Genomic DNA, 17,349 nt, shown 5'->3' with positions numbered 1-17,349 from the left:
GATATGGAAACCACATGACCGACCTCAGCCCCTTTCACATCACCCGCAAATGGCCCGCGCAGCATCCCGAGCGCCTGCAGCTCTACTCGCTGCCCACGCCCAACGGTGTCAAGGTCTCGATCATGCTGGAAGAAATCGGCCTGCCCTATGAGGCGCACCTGGTCAGCTTCGACAGCAACGACCAGTTCAGCCCCGAGTTCCTTTCACTGGCGCCGAACAACAAGATTCCCGCGATCCTCGATCCCGACGGGCCGAATGGCCACCCGCTGCCGCTGTTCGAGTCCGGGGCGATCCTGATTTACCTGGCAGAGAAGACCGGCAAGTTGCTGCCGCAGGACGCCGCAGCCCGCTACGAGACGATTCAATGGCTGATGTGGCAGATGGGCGGTCTAGGCCCGATGTTCGGTCAGCTCGGCTTCTTCCATAAGTTCGCCGGTGCCGAGTACGAGGACAAGCGCCCGCGTGATCGCTACGTCGCCGAATCCGCTCGCCTGCTCGGTGTGCTCGACCAACACCTGGAGGGCCGTAGCTGGATCGCCGGCGAGTACAGCATTGCCGATATCGCCGTGTTCCCCTGGGTGCGCTGCCTGGTGGACTTCTACAAGGCCGGCGATCTGGTGCAGTTCGAACGCTTCGGCAACGTGCGCCGCGTGCTCGACGCCTTCCTCGCGCGCCCGGCCGTGCAGCGCGGCCTGAACATCCCCGCGCGCAGCTGACGCGTTTGCAGGAGCCGTGCCTGCGGCTCCTGCAAAATTCCGCTCTATGTAACCACCAGTTCCTGCCGCTCGGCGGCCTTGCGGTCCGCCTGGGTCCCCAGATACCAGCCGAGCAACCCCCACAGCGCCGCGCTGGCCGCGCCCACCAGCGCCACCAGCCAGGCGCCTTGTGCGAGCATGTCCAGCAGGCTCTTGAGCCAGCCACTCATCGCATCGCCGGCGCGGTAGACCACGGTGTCGATGAAGTTCTTCGCCTTGTATTTGCTCTCGGCATCCAGCGGCGCGAAGAGCATCTCCCGCCCCGGTCGCACGAAGGCGTATTCGCCGATGCGCCGTACGATCATCAGCGCTGCCAGCATGGCGAAGGTCGGCATCAAGGCCAAACCGATGAAGCCGACGCATACCAATAGCGGCACACAGGCCAACAGCACGCGCACCCCCAGGCGTCGCGCGATGCGCCCGGTGATGAACAACTGGGAAATCAGCGCGCCGGCCTGCACCACGAAATCGATCACCCCGAACACCCGCACCTGCGCGGCGCGATCCGGAAACAGCTCGGCCACCAGGCGGGCCTGCTCGAAGTAAAGAAAGGTGCTGGCCGTGGCCAACAGGATGACGAAACCGGCAATACCAAACAGGTAGGGCGAAGACAGCACGCGCATCAGACCGCTGAACGGATTGCCCGGTACCGGACGCCGCGGACTTTCCGCCTGCACGGCGCCGGCCCGTCCCGCGCCACCCTCCTCGCGCCAGCGCATCAGCACCTGCTTCAGTGACAGCGCTACGGCCAGCAACACCGCGGCCAGCAAAATCAGACCACTCTGCCCCAGCGTGCTCACCAGCAACGCACTCAGCGCCGGGCCGACCAGGCCGCCGACACTGGCACCGGCGGCGATGAAGGCGAACAGCCGCTTGGCCTGTTCGCTGTCGAACACGTCGGCCATCAGGCTCCATGCCACCGAGACGACGAACAGGTTATAGACCGAAATCCACACATAGAAGCTGCGCGCCAGCCACACGCTTTCATCCGCACTGAAGAACAACAGGGCGAACAACGCCAGGTTCAGGGTGAAGAAGCCATACACCCAGTCGATGAAATGGAGCCGCGGCACCCGCGAACTCAGCCAGGCAAACAACGGCACTGCGATCAGCATCACCACGAAGGTGGCGGTGAACAGCCACTGCAGGTTCTCCACGCCGGAGACGATGCCCATGGCTTCGCGGATCGGCCGCAGCATGAAGTAGCCCGAGAACAGGCAGAAGAACAGGGTGAAACCGGCCAGCGCCGGCCACAGCTCGTTGCGCTGCGCGTTGATGGCCACGGCCACGCGCTGCGCCATCGTTGAAGATGACATGGCAAATTCCTCGAAGGAGCGCGCCTCGAGGCGCGCCAAGATTCAGCCGTATTTCACGCCCGTCAGGCGCTCGGCCACCGACCACAGGCGCGCCGCATCAGCGGCATCCGCCGCGGCAGGCGGTACCTTGGCCAGCCCCAGAGGGCCGCGTTTTTCCTCTTCGCCGATCGGCCCGTAGTAGCGCCCACCCTCGGCTTCAGCCGCCGTCGCCGCGAACAGTGACGACAGCGCCCCCTGCGCCGCCGAGTGGTAGACCTCGCGATCCTTCGCCCACTGGCGGGCGAACTCGCTTTCCAGTCCAGGACCGCGCTCGACCAGTTCGGTGACGGCCACGCCAGGATGCGCGGCGACGCTGCGCACGCCCCAGTCGTTGGCCAGGCTGCGCCGCTGCAGCTCGAAGGCCATCATCAGACAGGCCAGCTTCGACTGGGCGTAAGCCGCATAGGGGTCGTAGCTGCGCTCGGACTGCAGGTCATCGAAATTGATCCGACCACGATTGACCGCGATGCTCGCCAGCGTCACCACGCGCGGATCGGATGACTTGCGCAGCGACGGCATGAGCAAACCGGTCAGGGCGAAATGGCCGAGAAAGTTGGTCGCCAGCTGCATCTCGAAACCGTCGCGAGACACGCCGCGTTGTGGCGGCGCCATGATCGCGGCATTGTTGATCAGCACGTCCAGCACCTCGCCCTCGGCATTCAGGCGCTGAGCCAGGCGGCGCACCGAGGCCTGGTCGGCCAGGTCCAATTGTTCGAAACGCACCCGCGCATCCGGCACCTGGGCACGAATACGTTCGATGCTTTCGGCGCCACGCTGCGCATTACGCGCGGCGATGATCACCTGCGCACCGGCCCCGCTCAGGGCCAGAGCATCCTCGAAGCCCATACCGCTGGTGCCACCGGTGACCAGCATGCGCTTGCCGGTCAAAGGCGGCATGTCCGTCGCCTGCCAGCCCGTTGCGGTGTCGGCCCAGGCGAACCTCGGTATGCCGCCCAGCCCCCCTTGCAGGGCAAGACTGCCGCCCAGCATGCCGAACAGCTTCAGTGCATCACGGCGCGTATGGCCCTGCCGCGCTTCGTTTCTTCTGCTCATTGCAGCTTCCTCCTATGCGTTAGCTCGATGCGCCAAATCAGGCAACGGCGCAGGACATAGGGTGCGAGCAGAAAGACTGTTCGATAAGCCGGTCACGACCGAACAGGGTATACGGCCAGGCGTACAGTTACCGGGGGTTTCAAGGGCGCGAACCGCAGCCCGGATGCAATCCGGCTACGCTGAATCGCGGCTGAAGCTGCTCCCACGCTTGCCACCCAGCACCGTGTCAGGATTGGCAAAGCGGGCGCTGCGCCGCATTATCGGACCTTCGCCATTTCCCAGCCGACGCTCATGCGCCAACCGAACCTGTCCGATATCGCCCTGTTCGCTGCCGTGGTCGAGGCCGGTGGTTTTCGTGCCGCAGCGCAGCGCCGCGGCACCTCAGCCTCGTCACTCAGCGATTGCATACGCCGCCTGGAAAAGGAGCTGGGCGTGCGCCTGCTCAACCGCACCACCCGCGGCCTGACGCCGACGGAAATCGGTGCGCGACTGCTGGAGCGCCTGCGCCCGGCGCTGGACGAGATCAACACAGCACTCAACGACCTGCAGGAAGACCCGCAGCATCCGGTCGGCTCGCTGCGCCTGCATGTGCCTGGCGTAATCGCCCGGCACATCCTGCCGCAGCTGCTGGATGGTTTTCTCGCGCGTTACCCCGGCATCGCGCTGGAGGTGAACATGGACAACACCTTCATCGACGTGATCGGCGCCGGTTACGACGCCGGCATCCGTTACGAGGAAAGTCTGGCCAAGGACATGATCGCCGTCCCCATCGGGCCGCGCCGGCAGTGCTTCATGGCAGTCGCCGCGCCCAGCTATCTGCAGCGCCACGGCACACCACAACATCCCGGCGAACTGAACGAGCACCGCCTGCTCGGTTACCGCTTCGCCAGCGGCAAGCTGGGTGTCTGGGAGTTCGAGCGAGATGGACGTACCTTGCGCATCGCCCCGGAGGGCAGGTTGGTCAGCTCATCGCAGGACCTGCTGATCGCCGCGGCCTGCGCCGGCCACGGCATTCTCTACACCTTCGAGGAGTACATCGCGGCGCATCTCGCCAGCGGCCAGCTGCAACCCATCCTGCATGACTGGTGGCAGCACTTCGAGGGGCCTTACCTGTACTACCACAGCAGGCGCAACGTGCCGGCGCCGCTGCGCGCCTTCGTCGACTATGTGAAAGCCTTGAACGACGCCGACCATTCGTCTCAAAGCCCGATATAGAGCGTAATGCTGTTCACATAAGAAACGGTCAAACGCGATCAGTCCCCTCGCCCCTCCGGGGAGAGGGTTAGGGAGAGGGGAAAACTGGCAGTTTTGCGGTGTTTTCAGCCCTCTCCCCCAGCCCCTCTCCCATAAATGGGAGAGGGGAGCCAAGCGCGAACACCTTAAGTGAGCAGTATTACGATATAGAGCGGCGGCCAATACCCAAGCACGGCACTCGGAGATTATAATTGCGCGCTTGCCTTCTCCCTTCCAGGTCACTCATGAGCACGCCTTCCCCCAGCGCTGCGACGCATCTGTCGCCGGGCGCGATCCTTCTCATTCAACTCGCCCTGGCCCTCGGCGGCTTCGCCATCGGCACCGGCGAGTTCGCCATCATGGGCCTGATGCCCAACGTCGCCGCCGACCTTGGCGTCAGCGAACCGCAGGTCGGTCACGTGATCAGCGCCTACGCCCTCGGCGTGGTGGTCGGCGCACCACTGCTGGCCCTGCTCGGAGCACGCCTGCCGCGGCGCATCCTGCTCCTGCTGCTGATGGGCTGCTTCGCCCTCGGCAACTTCGCCAGCGCCCTGGCGCCGGGCTACGAGCCGCTGCTGATGTTCCGCTTCATCGCCGGCCTGCCACATGGCGCCTACTTCGGTATCGCCATGCTGGTGGCCGCGTCCATGGCGCCTCCGCATAAACGCGCCAAGGCGGTGAGCCGGGTGCTGGCCGGCCTGACCGTGGCCATCCTGATCGGTAACCCGCTGGCCACCTGGCTAGGCCAGTTCATGAGCTGGCGCTACGCCTTCGCCCTGGTCGGCATCATCGCCATCACCACCATCGTCATGGTGGCGATCTTCCTGCCTGCAGACCCCAACGAGCAGCGCAGCAGCCCCAAGGGCGAGCTGCGCGCCTTCAACCGTGCGCCGATCTGGCTGGCCCTGGGCATCGGTTCGATCGGTTTCGCCGGGATGTTCTGCGTGTTCAGCTACATGGCGCCCACACTGCTGCACGTCACCCAGGTCGGCCCCGGCTGGATTCCCCTGGCCATGGCCGTGTTCGGCGCCGGCTGCATCGTCGGCAACAGCGCCGGCGGCTGGCTGTTCGACCGCCTGCGCCTGCGGGCCGTGGCCTGGATCCTGGCCTGGAGCACCTTGGTGCTGCTGGTCTTCCCCTTTGCCGCGCACAGCCTGTGGACCATCCTGCCGGCGATCTTCGCCATCGGCACCATGATCGCCCTCGGCCCGGCACTGCAGACCCACCTGATGGATGTCGCCACCGGCGCGCAGACGCTGGCGGCCGCTTCCAACCACGCCGCGTTCAACCTCGCCAACGCCCTCGGCCCCTGGCTCGGCGGCCTGGCCATCAGCGCCGGCATGAGCTGGACGGTGACCGGCTATATTGGCGCCGCTACCGCAATCGGCGGCCTGCTGCTGTTCGGCTGGGCGTGGCAGGTACAGCGAAGGAACACTGCAATCTGAACAGGTGCGTGAGGTGACTCGGGCAAGGTATCTTCTACCTCCCGAGCCACCGACGAACCCAGCCGATGATTGCCCAGCGTTTACGCTTCGCCCTGATCGCCACCACTCTGTTCACCGCTATGACCGCCCAGGCACAGGTGGAGGTCGAGGCCAATGCCGGCATGCTGGCGGCAAAGATTTCCGAAGAAATCGTTCCAGGCGACTACGAGAAACTGCTGGCTGGCTTGCGCGCCAATCCGGGTAAGCACAAGCGCAAGGTCGTGCTGCTCGACAGCATCGGCGGCAGCGCTCCGGAAGCCATACGCATGGGGCGCCTGCTGCGCGAAACCGGCTTCGAGGCGCTGGTGCCTTCAGGTGGCATATGCCAGGGCAGTTGCATCTACCTGCTCGCCGCCGGCACCAAGCGCACCATCAACGGCCACGTCGCTCTGCGTCGGCCGCCCTTCGCCGCCGGTGACTCCGCACTGGCGCAGACTGCCCACGGCCGCCAGTCGTTCAGCCCGGCCAATTACTTGCGCGACATGGGCGTCGAGGTGCGTCTGGCGGAAGACATCTATCAGCTAGAGCCAGGGCGCTTGCGTCTGCTGGGCCCGGATGAACTGGCGCGTTATCGGCTGAAATAGCGATACGGACTTGCTGGATAGAGCCCCGGCATCACGCGATGCCGGTTTTTCAGGTTCTTCGCATTCTCGGGATATGCATGACACCAGACTGGCAAGTTGCGTGCATATAGCTTGCTGACTCAGCACTATCCGTTACCGCGTGCGCTGAGCGTTTGGGTTGCGCCCCTTACGGGCGCCACACCTTGATTCGCTGCGCTCACCCTTCGGGCCAGCCTGCGGCTGTTACTCCGCTTCGCTGCGTTTCCTCGCTCCGGCGCCGCTCCGGGGCCCCGCTTAAAGGGCCATCCTTGGCCCTTTAAGCGGGGCCGCCATCGGTATCTCGCCGCATCCATGCGGCTCGCGCCCCTACGCAACACCTCCACTCGGCATCCTGAAGGGGACCAGGTCGCGAGCTTGCGACATCTCCGGAAGATCCAAGTCAGTAGCGTTTGGCTTTTGCTCTTGAAGCGCGATCTCACAGACGACGCCCAAATCCCCTTCAGGAGGCCGAGCGGAATCGCCATGGAGGGGGTTGAGCGACATGGATGTCGCGAGAGCCGTGATGGGCCAGGGATGGCCCTTCACGGCGTGCCCCTGGAGTGGTGATGGAGCAAGGGAACCCCGGCGCAGCCGGAGCCGGATGAACGGGGTGCCCTTCTCTTTGGTTACTTTCTCTTGGGCAAGCAAGAGAAAGTGACTCGCCCGTAAGGGGCGAAACCCAGCAGATCAGACGCCGTGTTAATGGAGAGTGCCAAGTCCTCGACAGCTAGCACGTTATTGCCAGTCCAGTGTCACCTCACACTCTCCCCAAACTATGCGAAAAACCTTTTCCATCAGAACAGGAAGGTCAGCGCCAGGTTGAACAGCATGGCGGCGACGAAGCCGATGGGCGCGGCGCGTAGCAGCAGTTGCGAGAACAGCGTCGAGCGCGCCTTGTCATCGGTGCACGAGCCCAGCAGCAGGCTGCCACCCGAGGAGAACGGCGAAATCGAGGTGGCCTGCGCACCGACGACGATGGCGACGAAGATGATCATCGGATCGATCGACATCGAAGCCGCCAGTGGCAGGACCATCGGGAACAGTGCCGGCGTCACCACGCCCAGCGTGCTGGCGAAGATCGACATCAGGGCCGCCACCACACCGAATGCCACTGGAACCATCAGCGGCGGGATGTTGCCGCCGATCCAGGACGCCAGTGCATCGATGGTGCCAGCCTTGATCGCGATCGAGATCAGCATGCCGACGCCGCAGATCATGATCAGCGTGGCCCAGGGCACGGAGGCGATGGCCTTGCGCTCGTCACCGAGCTTGAGCAGCAGTGCGATCACCGAGAACACGCTGGCGATCAGGCCGATATCCACCTTGCTGTTGACGAACCTGACCGTGGCGTTGTCCGGGAAGGCCAGCAGCGCCAATGGCGCGGCGAGTACCAGCACCATCATCAGCAGCGTCAGCAGCAGGGTCAGTTTCTGCTCGCGATTGAAGGCTTCCGGCAGATCGGCGGTGAGTACCGCGTTCTTCAGGTTGCGGCCATGGCCACCGAGAAAAACGAAGGCGGAAATCACCAGCACCGGGATGATCGCGGTGCTGGCGAAGATCGCCAGGGCATTCACAAAGGCTTCGCTCTCGGGCATGCCGGCGCCGGTCATCAGGCCGCGGAAGATGATGCCGCTCTGGCTGGAGACGAAGTTGGCCCCGGCCAGCGCACCGTAGTTCACCGCCATGCCGCCGAGAATCAGGCTCATGCCGGTACGCTGGCACAGCAGCAGGGTCAGCGGTGCCATGAAGGCCAGTACGGTGTAGTAACCGGCGCCCATGGCAGCGATCACCCCCGAGGTCAGCAAAATGGCATAGGGCAGCAGGTGCGGCACGCCACGGCAGCGATACAGCAGATGCCCGGCGAGTTTTTCCAGGGTGCCGTTGACGGTGGCGAAGCTGTAGAACAGGCAGACCGAGAAGATCACGAAGAAGATCTTCAGCGGCCACATGTTGATGATCTCACCCGGGCTCATGCCCATGCCGAAACAGCCGAGCAGGTAGGCGAAGGCAATGGCGAACAGCCCGATGTTGATCTTGGTGGTGTACCCCAGCGCGACGGCGAGGACGATCGCGACGACGACGAGCAAGCTCATCATGATGATTTGACTCCTTTTGTTGTTCTGATGTGAGCGGCGCTTACGCCGAGGCGATACCGAACAGGGTTGCGGGGTTGTCCACCAGAACGCGACGGCGCTCCTCGGGGTTGGGCAGCAGGGCCTCGAGCAGCGCGAACTGCTGATCGTAGCGGGTCTGCGACTCGAACTGGGTGTTGGGCCAGTCGCTGCCCCAGAGGAAGCGGCCGATGCCGCCACAGGCCTCGCGCAGGCGCGCCTCGATGGCCTGGGCTCGGGCCAGGTCGGACTGGCTGCGGTAGGCTGCCGACAGCTTGATCCACACCGGCGCCTGGCCGAGCAGATCGAAGAAGGCGTCATACTGGCCATCGTCCAGCTGCACGCTCGGCGCCGGCAGGCCAAAGTGATCGATCACCATGGTGACGCCGGACTCGAGAATCGCCGGCAGGATCAGCGCCAGATCGCCGAAGCCGCGCTGGATCTCCACCTGCCAGCCACGTTGCGCCAGGCGCCGGAACAGGCCATTCCAGGCCGGCCCGGTGTAGTCCTCCAGCACCTTGCCGATCAGGTTCAGACGCACGCCCACCACACCGGTGGCAGCCAACTCGTCCAGTTCGCTATCGCTGATCTGCGCCTCGACTACCGCTACGCCGCGCAAACGCTCGGGAAAGCGCCGCAATGCCTCGACCATGTAGCGGTTGTCGGTGCCGAGAAAGCTCGGCTGGATCAGCACGCCATGAGACAGGCCGCAGGCATCCAGGTGAGCCAGGTACTGCTCCACGGTGGCGTCGTAGCTGGGGCTGTAGCGGCGCCCCGGGACCATGGGCAGGTCCTGACGGAATATGTGGGCATGGGTGTCGATGCCGGTGATACCAACATAAGGCATGGGCGTCACGAAGCAATACCTCTGTCGTTCTTGTTCGGGCCGCTCGTGAGGCAGCCATTTCTGCACATATAGTCATATATATGAATAGATGACTGTATAGATAGAGTTCCAGTGCTGTCAACGCACCCGCCGGTGGTAAAGTGACGGCCGGTCGAATTGCGGATTTGAGGTTTATGAGCACCACGGCATTGGGACAGGATGAACGCCTGCCGCTGTATCAGCGGCTACGTGACGAGATGCTGGGCAAGATTGCCGCAGGCGAATGGCTACCCGGTGAAGCCATCCCCACCGAAGCGGAGTTGACCCGCCAGTACGGCGTGGCCGTGGGCACGGTGCGCAAGGCGGTGGAAACCCTGGTTGCGGAGGGGCTGCTGCTGCGCGCCCAGGGCCGCGGCACCTTCGTGCGGCGGCCGAACTTCGATGGATCGCTGTTTCGCTTCTTCCGTCAGGTCAGCGCCAGCGGCCAGTCGCAGGTGCCGCAGAGCCGCATTCTCGAATGCCGCCTCGAGCCTGCGGACGCGGCAGCACGCCAGGCATTGCAACTGGCTGAAGGCGAACGCTGCGTCTTCCTGCAACGCCTGCGCCTGATCGACGGCCGTCCGCTGTTCCACGAGCGCATCTGGCTACCCGCTTCGCGTTTCGGTGCGCTGCTGGAGCTCACGCCGAATGAATTCCCGCAGTTGCTCTATCCCTTTTACGAGCAGCACTGCGGCCAGCGCATCGCTTCGGCGAAGGAGACCCTCACGGTTTCTGCCGCCGACGCCGAGCTCGCGGCCATTCTCGATGTCGCCGAAGCCAGCCCGAGCGTGGTGATCGAACGAACCGCACTGGGCTATGACCGCACCCCGCTGGAATATCGCCTGTCACGCGCGGCAGCGGAAAACTTCCGCTATCAGGTGGAAATCAGCTAACGCCTCCCGTCCGCCAGATGCAACACGCCCGAGCGGCCCTCTCCCCCAACCCCTCTCCCATAAATGGGAGAGGGGAGCCAAACCTGTGCAACCTTAAGTGAACAGCATTACGAGCAAACCCGGGCGTGTGCAGTACACGCTGAGTTTGGTCTAGAACATGCCCAGCGCCCAGGCGGCGCCGAACAGCACCAGTGAGAAGCCCCACATCCACCACAGCGAGTAACGGATGTGCCGGCCCAGATCCAGCCCGGCCAGACCCAGTGCCAGCCACAACGCCGGCGAGAACGGGCTGATGAAGGTGCCAATGATATTGCCGATGATCAGCGCATAGACCACGCTGGCCGGCTCCACACCATGTCCCGCAACCACTTCCAGGGTCACCGGCAGCAGGCCGAAGTAATAGGCGTCGGTGCTCAGCAGTAGCTCCATCGGCAAGCCGAACAGACCGAGCACGATATGCATCTGGCCCACCAGGGACGCTGGCAGCACGCCGGCCAGATCCTGGGCGATGGAAGTGAGCATGCCGGTGCCGGTGAAAATGCCGAGCATCGACCCCGCCGCCAGAATGATCATGCCCATGCTCAGGGCGGCCGGCGCATGCGCGGCGATGCGCTGCATCTGCGCCTTGCCGCCACGGTAGTTGAGCAACAGGGCCAGCGACAGCCCGATCATGAATACATAGCCGGCCGGCAGGATTCCGGTGAACAGCGCCACCAGTACCAGCAGGAACAGCGCCGCGTTGACCCACAGCAGCTGCGGGCGCTCCAGTTCACGCTCCTCGTCGCTGGGCGTGGTATGCAGGTCGCCACTGGTATCCACCAGCACGCCCTCGTCACTGCTGTTGCCTGCGGCGATGCGGCGTTGTTCACGTACGCCCAGCAAGGCAGCCAGGGCGATCAACAGCACCACGCCAATGCCTTGAATGACGATCAGCGGACGCCACAATTCGGTGACGTCGATACCCGTAACCGCCGCAGCGCGCCCCAACGGCCCGGCCCAGGGCACCATGTTGAAGATACCGGCGCCCAGGGCCAGCAACAGCAGCATCAGATAGGGGCTCATGCGTAGCTGCTTGTATAGCGGCAACAGCGCGGGAACGGTGAGCAGGAAGGTGGTGGCGCCAGCGCCATCGAGGTGCGCCAGCATGCCGATGATGGCCGTGGCCACGGTGACGGCGATGACGTTGCCGCGGGTCAGTCGCACCATGCCGCCGATCAATGGGCGGAACAGCCCGGTGTCCTGCAGCACGCCGAAAAAGGTGATGGCAAACACGAACATGGTGGCGATCGCCGTCACGCGGCCGATGCCATCGGTGAAGAAACCGGAAATTGCCTCCGGGCCGAAACCCGCGGCCAAGGCGCCGAGCAGCGGCACCACGATCAACGGCAGAACAGGCGACATGCGCCCGATGAGCAACAGCACAACCAGGCTGCAAATGGTCAACAGGCCAATCAGGGTCAACAAACCGCTTTCTCCTCTTTTTCTTGTAAGCACGCGAAAGGCGCGTGGGGAGGCTAAGAGGCGAACCTTTCAATAACCTTTAAGCGTTGGCCACGAGGTTGAGCAAATGTCAGGGGATATGTCGCGCAGTCGGGGCGGCAGCCATGCCCGCCCCTAAACCGCTCACTGCAGGGTATAGCCCTTGTCCACCACCCAATCCTGACCATAGACGCCGCGTGCTCCGTTGCTCAGCTGGAACAGCACCACTTCGGCGATCGCCTGCGGTTCGAGGAACTCACCATTGACCAGGCGCTTGTTCACTTCACTGGCGACACCCGCCAGGGCATCCTCGGCCAAGCCCAGACTGCTCCAAATCGGCGTCGCCGTCGGTCCCGGCGAAACCAGATTGAGCCGCAGCCCTTCGCCGGCATGTTCCAGTGCCAGGCTGCGCACCAGCGCCGACAACGCTGCCTTGCTGGCGATGTATCCACCGAGCCCGGCGAAACCAAGCTGGCGCAGGAACGTACTGATGAACACCACGGACGCCGGCCGCGCCAGATGCGGCTTGATCACCTCGAAGGTATTCACCGCGCCAGCGCCGTTGACCCGCCACTGCTGCTCGAATGCCTGCATGTCGCCGCCCGGCGCGAGCCGCGCGATACCGGCATTGGGCACCAGATAATCCACGGCACCGAGTCGCCCGGCCCGCTCGGCCAGTGCGTGCAGGGAGTCGATATCGGTGACATCGCCGGCGCACCAGTGCAGCTGCTCGGGGTAGGACGCCTGCAACGCGGCCAGTGCACCGAGGCGCCGCGAGAAGGCAAGCACTCGCGCACCGCGCTGCAGCAACAGATCGCACACAGCCAGCCCAATACCCGAGCTGGCCCCGGTCACGACCGCCAGACGACCCTGAAAATTCGTATTCATGAAAAGTCCTCGAAGCGAAAAAGTGAATGCGGTGGCTGAGTAACCTCCCAGCCAAATCGATTTACTGAGCCAGCAGACGGATACCGTTCATTTCCACTTGCTGGCCCAACTCGAAGCGCTCATTAGGCGAGCGCACCCACTGTTCGCGACCGTCTTCATGACGCACGACATAGGCAGTACCGCTGTTGCCACTGGCGGACTGAACCTGAGCTCCAGACCAAAGCCCGGCGGCAGCGCCAACCAGCGCACCGACGGGGCCGCCAGCGGCAGCGCCGAGCATCAGGCCGGACAGGCCACCGAAGCCGGCGCCGACGGAGTTTTCCTCACGCTCGGCGACCACTTCGGCCGCCTGCAAGACACTGGTGGCCGCAAGGCCAAGGGAAAAAGCGAGCAAGGCAAGGGGTTTCATCTGATTTTCTCCTGTAATGGGCATTGCACCCGGAGATAGTCAGATTTCGTGCCACATATTTTTATCTTTAAAAACAAATAAATAGAAAAACACAGGTACTAATGACAGCAGAAAAGAAAAGTCAAAATAACAGCAAATAAGTCATTGTGACTCGATAACGAAGTGTTCAGTTGAAGGACTTCACCCACTCCAACGAGGCAGGATCGAGCCGCGTCTGCTGGATATCCAGCCCACGCTGCTGCATCGCCTCGCGGTGGTCGTCGATCTCGCGCACCATCTGGCTCAGCTCACTGGAATTGCCGTCGAGCTGGTGCATCTGGGTGACCCCCAGGTGATAGAAACGCAGCAGTTTCATCGCGCTTTCATCCCCCTGCGCCACACCCGCCTTGACGTGATGCATGACGTTGGTGATGCGCATCAGGCTGCGTTTGAGCCGCCAGCCATAAACGGCCGGTGCCATGAACGGCCGCGACCATAGCTGCTGGCGCACCAGGGCGACGGTGAGCATCAGACCCGCTGCCACACCGAGCAGGTTCCACTTGAAGTTGTCGCCACCGGGCGTGCCGAACACCTGCGTACTCAGCGTGGCGCAGAGCATGGCCAGCGCCACGAAGATGACCGCGATCACCATCGTGCTGCGGCGTGTCTGCTGGCGGTAATAGGCAGGGTCGATGGCTTGGATTTCGAACATGGCGCGACTCTCGAAGCAGGCAGCGTGGGGCGCCACCATGCACTATCGGGGCACTGTGGTCGAGCCCGATCAGCAGCCCGATTGCCGCAGATCAAAGCTGCCGCGTGATACTCAACCGCCCTGCTTCAGCCACTCACTGGGGCTCGTTCCCACCTTGCGGCGAAACGCGCGGGCCAGGGCCGAGGGGCTTTCGTAGCCGACCTCATCGGCGATCAGTGCCATGGGCCTGCCTTCACGCAGGCGCTTCTGCGCCAGGCTGACACGCCAGCCCACCAGATAATCGGCCGGCGTAGCGCCTACCACCTGGTGAAAATACGCAGCGAAACTGGCCCGCGACATGCCGGCCAGCGCAGCCAACTCGGCCACCGACCAGCCATGTTGCGGCTTCTCATGCATCCGATTGAGCGCGCGCGCCAGGCGCGGTTCGGCAAGGCCCGCGATCATCCCCGAGGCCAGTTCGCGATTGTTCATCAGATGGCGCAGCAGCTGGATTACCATCAGCTCGAAAAGGCGGTTCAGCACCAGTTCACGCCCGCAATCCTCCCCCGCCGCCTCGGCGAACAGCCAGTCCAGGCAACCGCTCAGACTCGGCAGTTCGCGCAAGGGTTTGACGATGGCCCCGGGCAGCGACCGCGACAGCGGATTGTCGATGCCACCATCGAAGGCCAGGGTGGCGCAGACCAGTTCGGCGCCGTCGGCCTCGCTGGCGCTCATCTGGTGCAGGCGCGGCCTGGCCACCAGCATCAGGCTCGGCTCGGCCAGATGCAGTTCGCGGCCATCGCCCTCGCGAAAGCTCATGCGCCCGGCACGCAGCAGGTGGATGTAACCGTGCGGCTCATGCTCGCCATGGCTGCTGGTGCCGCAGAAGCCACCACGGTGGAAGGTGCTGGCGTGCAGATTGAAGTGATGCAGCAGGCTGGACAGGCGATCCATGGTCATTTCGCACTCTTGGACGATCTGTCGCATAACATCGACGATCTGAATCCGAAAGGCCAGCTCGCTTCAATAATCTGGCTCCAGGCTTGAACGACAAGCTCCCCACCAAGACTGGAGAATCACCATGACTCGCATCGCCGCACTGCCCTTCGAACAAACCGCTGCCAGCGCCCAGGCACAACTGGAAGGCATCCGCAAGGGCCTCGGTTTCATCCCCAACACCTTCGCCACCCTGGCCAATGCCCCGGCCGCGCTGAGCGGCTACCTGGCGCTGTCCCAGGCCCTCGGCAAAGGCACATTGAACGCCAGGGCGCGCGAAGTGGTGGCGCTGGCCAGCTCGCAGGTCAACGGCTGCGACTACTGCCTGGCCGCACACACCCTGTTCGCCGGCAAGGCCGGTTTGAGCGAGGCAGACATTCGCAGCGCCCGCAATGGCGAGTTCGATGCCGTGGCGCGCTTGGCCCGGCAGGTCATCGACAGCCGTGGCCGCATCAGCGATGCGCAGCTGCAAGCCGCGCGCGATGCCGGGCTGAGCGAGGCCGCTATCGTCGAGGTGGTAGCCAACGTCGCCCTGATGACGCTGACCAATTACCTCAACAACCTGGCCGAAACCGTTGTCGACTTTCCACCAGTAGCCGTCTGATGACGCCGGAGGTCCACCATGCAAGCCGTCACCCTCTACACCACTGCGTACTGCCCCTACTGCATCAATGCCAAGGCGCTGCTGACGCGCAAGGGCGTGACCTACGAGGAGATCGATGTGAGCCGCTCGCCCGAGCTGATGGCGCAAATGCTGCAGCGCAGCAAGCGCCGCAGCGTGCCGCAGATCTTCATCGGCGAGCAGCATGTCGGTGGCTTCGATGATCTGGCCGCGCTAGAGCGTGCAGGCAAGCTGGACGCGTTGCTGCAAGACTGAGCGGCGACGGCCGGCCTAGTGGTCGGCCACCGCCCCGCTGGTCGCCGCTATCAACGCGCGCCTAATTCTGTCGCCGCGATGGCCAGCAGCGATCTGCAGGCACGCCCCGCGGCCGGTGTTCGCGCCCATAAAAGGGGCAGAAACGCATGCTGGCCGCCCACCTCGGCGCTCACTCCAAGTGCTCGTCGATGCGCTGCAGCAGGTAGTCGTAGAAGGGATTGGAAGTTGCCCGTTGCAGACTGTCCAACCCCACCACCAGCACGCCGTGTTCACCACGCGGCGCCAGGGTGCCGAGCGATACGCCATAGGATTCGTCCGCTGCCGGGTCGCTTCCGTACAACGGATCGCTCGGCGGGAACGGCAAGGCCACATGCGACAGCGAGAACAGCTGACTCGGGTAATCCACGCCCAGCGGCTGGCGCTGCACCTGCTGGCTGTCTGCGGCGATACGTCGGGCCTCGACTGCACGGCCCCGCTCGGTGACCACGCCGACCACGGTCAGGTCGTAGTCACGCCGAGCCGTTGGCAACAGTTGCTCCAGCAATCCGCTCATATCGGCTCGCAACAGGGAGCTGGCTGCCTGCGAGCGATTGATATCGAACACCACCAGCTCGCTGTCGTTGGCCGGCAGGCGCGCGAACAGCTGGCGCACCACCGCGGGCGTGCTCACGGTGCTGTCGGCCAGTGATTGCAGGGCCAGCACCGGTGGCAGCCGCGACAGACGGCCATCGGCCTCGGCAGCATCGAAGGCGCTCTGCACCTCGCGGGTCAACTCGTAGGTCTGCCGCGCTGCCTGCACCGGGAAGGAGTTGTACTTGAACGGATTGAACTCCGGCAGCACGTTCATCCACGCCGACTTGGCGAAGGCCGGTAGCACCGCCAGCAGAGCCGCCAAGCCGGCGTAACGCGCGTAACTGGTGACACCGATCATCGGCGAGATCAGCACCAGACGTTGCGGCATGGCCAGACGCTCATCCTCCAGCGCCGCCAGACTGTAGCGCAGTGCCAGCGCCCCGCCATTGGAGTAGCCGACCAGATACAGCGGCCCGTCCGGTACCTGACGCCGCGCCTCGCGCACAGCCAGGCGCGTGGTGGCCAGCCATTGCTCCCAGTGCGCAGCAGTGAGCGCCGCCGGTACCGTGCCATGGCCGGGCATGCGCGGCACCACGGCGAGCAGCCCCCGCTCGCTCAGATGCCGCGCGATATGGCGCAGGCTGTAGGGTGAGTCGGTCAGGCCGTGCAGCAACACCACCACGCCTCGCGCCGGGCCCGAAGGCGGCAGGATGAAGGAACGGTTCCAGTCATGCGGCAGATTGCCGGGGTAGACCGGGCTGTCGCTGGCATAACGGCTGTATGGCGCCGTGCCGGAGACCGTGACCGGCTCGATCAGATCACGTTGCAGGCGCTCGAAAAGGGCCGCCTCGGCAGCCAGGTAGGCCTGCCAGTCGCCCTCATCCAGCTCGCTGACCTCCAGTTCCTGCGGCACCAGGCGGTGCCAGGCCTCCAACTCGGGCAATGCCGACAGCCCGGCGATACGAATGCCGAGCAAGGCCACCAGGATCAACAACAGCACCACCAGCGTCCAGGCCATCACGTTGCGCATGCGCGGTAAACGCATCAAGCGCCTCCCTTGAAATCTCTGGCCGGGAAAATCCGTCCCGGCGACCGGCTCGGGGACT

The 17,349-nt window shown here is 64.2% G+C and carries 17 protein-coding genes; 7 read left to right on the top strand and 10 right to left on the bottom strand.

The window, feature by feature from the left end:
* The first annotated feature begins 14 nt into the window (after positions 1 to 14).
* On the top strand, positions 15 to 716 hold the full coding sequence (locus DXK50_RS09400; RefSeq protein ID WP_212630131.1) for a glutathione S-transferase N-terminal domain-containing protein: 702 nt from the start codon (positions 15 to 17) through the stop codon (positions 714 to 716).
* Positions 717 to 760: 44 nt separating this feature from the next.
* Here the strand turns inward: DXK50_RS09400 and DXK50_RS09395 are convergent, their stop codons facing one another.
* The gene (locus tag DXK50_RS09395) at positions 761 to 2,071 is read right to left on the bottom strand and encodes an NTP/NDP exchange transporter (RefSeq protein ID WP_212630130.1); all 1,311 of its coding nucleotides are present in this window, start codon (positions 2,069 to 2,071) and stop codon (positions 761 to 763) included.
* A gap of 42 nt (positions 2,072 to 2,113) precedes the next feature.
* Positions 2,114 to 3,163, bottom strand: a complete 1,050-nt coding sequence (locus DXK50_RS09390) for an SDR family oxidoreductase (RefSeq protein ID WP_212630129.1) — start codon at positions 3,161 to 3,163, stop codon at positions 2,114 to 2,116.
* A 291-nt stretch (positions 3,164 to 3,454) separates the two neighbouring features.
* Here DXK50_RS09390 and DXK50_RS09385 point away from each other — a divergent pair, with 291 nt between their 5' ends.
* The 3 genes from DXK50_RS09385 to DXK50_RS09375 all read left to right on the top strand — a co-directional run bounded on the left by DXK50_RS09385 (position 3,455) and on the right by DXK50_RS09375 (position 6,464).
* Entirely contained in the window at positions 3,455 to 4,378 is a 924-nt protein-coding gene (locus tag DXK50_RS09385; protein WP_212630128.1) for a LysR family transcriptional regulator, read from the top strand.
* A gap of 263 nt (positions 4,379 to 4,641) precedes the next feature.
* Complete coding sequence (locus DXK50_RS09380) at positions 4,642 to 5,841, top strand: MFS transporter (protein WP_212630127.1); 1,200 nt, start codon at positions 4,642 to 4,644, stop codon at positions 5,839 to 5,841.
* Positions 5,842 to 5,906: 65 nt separating this feature from the next.
* Entirely contained in the window at positions 5,907 to 6,464 is a 558-nt protein-coding gene (locus DXK50_RS09375; protein WP_212630126.1) for a COG3904 family protein, read from the top strand.
* An 812-nt stretch (positions 6,465 to 7,276) separates the two neighbouring features.
* On the opposite strand, the gene DXK50_RS09370 is transcribed toward DXK50_RS09375, so the two are convergent.
* The gene (locus DXK50_RS09370) at positions 7,277 to 8,578 is read right to left on the bottom strand and encodes an SLC13 family permease (RefSeq protein WP_249186760.1); all 1,302 of its coding nucleotides are present in this window, start codon (positions 8,576 to 8,578) and stop codon (positions 7,277 to 7,279) included.
* 40 nt (positions 8,579 to 8,618) lie between these two features.
* Entirely contained in the window at positions 8,619 to 9,440 is an 822-nt protein-coding gene (locus DXK50_RS09365; RefSeq protein ID WP_212630125.1) for an amidohydrolase family protein, read from the bottom strand.
* A 173-nt stretch (positions 9,441 to 9,613) separates the two neighbouring features.
* Here DXK50_RS09365 and DXK50_RS09360 point away from each other — a divergent pair, with 173 nt between their 5' ends.
* The gene (locus tag DXK50_RS09360) at positions 9,614 to 10,351 is read left to right on the top strand and encodes a GntR family transcriptional regulator (RefSeq protein WP_212630124.1); all 738 of its coding nucleotides are present in this window, start codon (positions 9,614 to 9,616) and stop codon (positions 10,349 to 10,351) included.
* 150 nt (positions 10,352 to 10,501) lie between these two features.
* Here the strand turns inward: DXK50_RS09360 and DXK50_RS09355 are convergent, their stop codons facing one another.
* From DXK50_RS09355 to DXK50_RS09335, 5 genes are all read right to left on the bottom strand, one after another.
* Positions 10,502 to 11,815, bottom strand: a complete 1,314-nt coding sequence (locus DXK50_RS09355; protein WP_212630123.1) for a CitMHS family transporter — start codon at positions 11,813 to 11,815, stop codon at positions 10,502 to 10,504.
* Between the two features lie 159 nt (positions 11,816 to 11,974).
* Positions 11,975 to 12,718 carry an SDR family NAD(P)-dependent oxidoreductase gene (locus tag DXK50_RS09350; protein ID WP_212630122.1) on the bottom strand — a complete coding sequence of 248 codons (744 nt, stop codon included), beginning with the start codon at positions 12,716 to 12,718 and terminating at the stop codon, positions 11,975 to 11,977.
* 61 nt (positions 12,719 to 12,779) lie between these two features.
* Positions 12,780 to 13,127: a hypothetical protein gene (locus DXK50_RS09345; protein WP_212630121.1), complete on the bottom strand. Its 348-nt coding sequence runs from the start codon at positions 13,125 to 13,127 to the stop codon at positions 12,780 to 12,782.
* Positions 13,128 to 13,293: 166 nt separating this feature from the next.
* Positions 13,294 to 13,818, bottom strand: a complete 525-nt coding sequence (locus tag DXK50_RS09340) for a DUF3087 domain-containing protein (RefSeq protein ID WP_212630120.1) — start codon at positions 13,816 to 13,818, stop codon at positions 13,294 to 13,296.
* A gap of 111 nt (positions 13,819 to 13,929) precedes the next feature.
* Positions 13,930 to 14,757: an AraC family transcriptional regulator gene (locus DXK50_RS09335; RefSeq protein ID WP_161866538.1), complete on the bottom strand. Its 828-nt coding sequence runs from the start codon at positions 14,755 to 14,757 to the stop codon at positions 13,930 to 13,932.
* 121 nt (positions 14,758 to 14,878) lie between these two features.
* Here DXK50_RS09335 and DXK50_RS09330 point away from each other — a divergent pair, with 121 nt between their 5' ends.
* Together DXK50_RS09330 and grxC are read left to right on the top strand one after the other, a co-directional pair.
* Positions 14,879 to 15,397, top strand: a complete 519-nt coding sequence (locus DXK50_RS09330; protein WP_212630119.1) for a carboxymuconolactone decarboxylase family protein — start codon at positions 14,879 to 14,881, stop codon at positions 15,395 to 15,397.
* 18 nt (positions 15,398 to 15,415) lie between these two features.
* On the top strand, positions 15,416 to 15,670 hold the full coding sequence (grxC, locus tag DXK50_RS09325; RefSeq protein ID WP_161866540.1) for a glutaredoxin 3: 255 nt from the start codon (positions 15,416 to 15,418) through the stop codon (positions 15,668 to 15,670).
* A gap of 169 nt (positions 15,671 to 15,839) precedes the next feature.
* Here grxC and DXK50_RS09320 read toward each other — a convergent pair whose 3' ends face one another.
* Positions 15,840 to 17,288 (bottom strand): alpha/beta hydrolase, encoded by a 1,449-nt coding sequence (locus DXK50_RS09320; RefSeq protein WP_212630118.1) that lies wholly within the window; start codon positions 17,286 to 17,288, stop codon positions 15,840 to 15,842.
* Between the last annotated feature and the right edge of the window lie 61 nt (positions 17,289 to 17,349).

Origin of the sequence: Pseudomonas sp. KB-10, from assembly GCF_018221585.1 — a bacterium.
GTDB classification, from domain to species: domain Bacteria; phylum Pseudomonadota; class Gammaproteobacteria; order Pseudomonadales; family Pseudomonadaceae; genus Aquipseudomonas; species Aquipseudomonas yangonensis.
Note: the sequence above shows the minus strand (reverse complement) of the source record. Positions and strands in the feature narration are given on the sequence as shown.

Coding starts and splice junctions, on each gene's coding strand:
- DXK50_RS09400 (WP_212630131.1), top strand. CDS start 15: ATGACCGACCTCAGCCCCTTTCACATCACCCGCAAATGGCCCGCGCAG.
- DXK50_RS09395 (WP_212630130.1), bottom strand. CDS start 2,071: ATGTCATCTTCAACGATGGCGCAGCGCGTGGCCGTGGCCATCAACGCG.
- DXK50_RS09390 (WP_212630129.1), bottom strand. CDS start 3,163: ATGAGCAGAAGAAACGAAGCGCGGCAGGGCCATACGCGCCGTGATGCA.
- DXK50_RS09385 (WP_212630128.1), top strand. CDS start 3,455: ATGCGCCAACCGAACCTGTCCGATATCGCCCTGTTCGCTGCCGTGGTC.
- DXK50_RS09380 (WP_212630127.1), top strand. CDS start 4,642: ATGAGCACGCCTTCCCCCAGCGCTGCGACGCATCTGTCGCCGGGCGCG.
- DXK50_RS09375 (WP_212630126.1), top strand. CDS start 5,907: ATGATTGCCCAGCGTTTACGCTTCGCCCTGATCGCCACCACTCTGTTC.
- DXK50_RS09370 (WP_249186760.1), bottom strand. CDS start 8,578: ATGATGAGCTTGCTCGTCGTCGTCGCGATCGTCCTCGCCGTCGCGCTG.
- DXK50_RS09365 (WP_212630125.1), bottom strand. CDS start 9,440: ATGCCTTATGTTGGTATCACCGGCATCGACACCCATGCCCACATATTC.
- DXK50_RS09360 (WP_212630124.1), top strand. CDS start 9,614: ATGAGCACCACGGCATTGGGACAGGATGAACGCCTGCCGCTGTATCAG.
- DXK50_RS09350 (WP_212630122.1), bottom strand. CDS start 12,718: ATGAATACGAATTTTCAGGGTCGTCTGGCGGTCGTGACCGGGGCCAGC.
- DXK50_RS09345 (WP_212630121.1), bottom strand. CDS start 13,127: ATGAAACCCCTTGCCTTGCTCGCTTTTTCCCTTGGCCTTGCGGCCACC.
- DXK50_RS09340 (WP_212630120.1), bottom strand. CDS start 13,818: ATGTTCGAAATCCAAGCCATCGACCCTGCCTATTACCGCCAGCAGACA.
- DXK50_RS09335 (WP_161866538.1), bottom strand. CDS start 14,757: ATGACCATGGATCGCCTGTCCAGCCTGCTGCATCACTTCAATCTGCAC.
- DXK50_RS09330 (WP_212630119.1), top strand. CDS start 14,879: ATGACTCGCATCGCCGCACTGCCCTTCGAACAAACCGCTGCCAGCGCC.
- grxC (WP_161866540.1), top strand. CDS start 15,416: ATGCAAGCCGTCACCCTCTACACCACTGCGTACTGCCCCTACTGCATC.
- DXK50_RS09320 (WP_212630118.1), bottom strand. CDS start 17,288: ATGCGTTTACCGCGCATGCGCAACGTGATGGCCTGGACGCTGGTGGTG.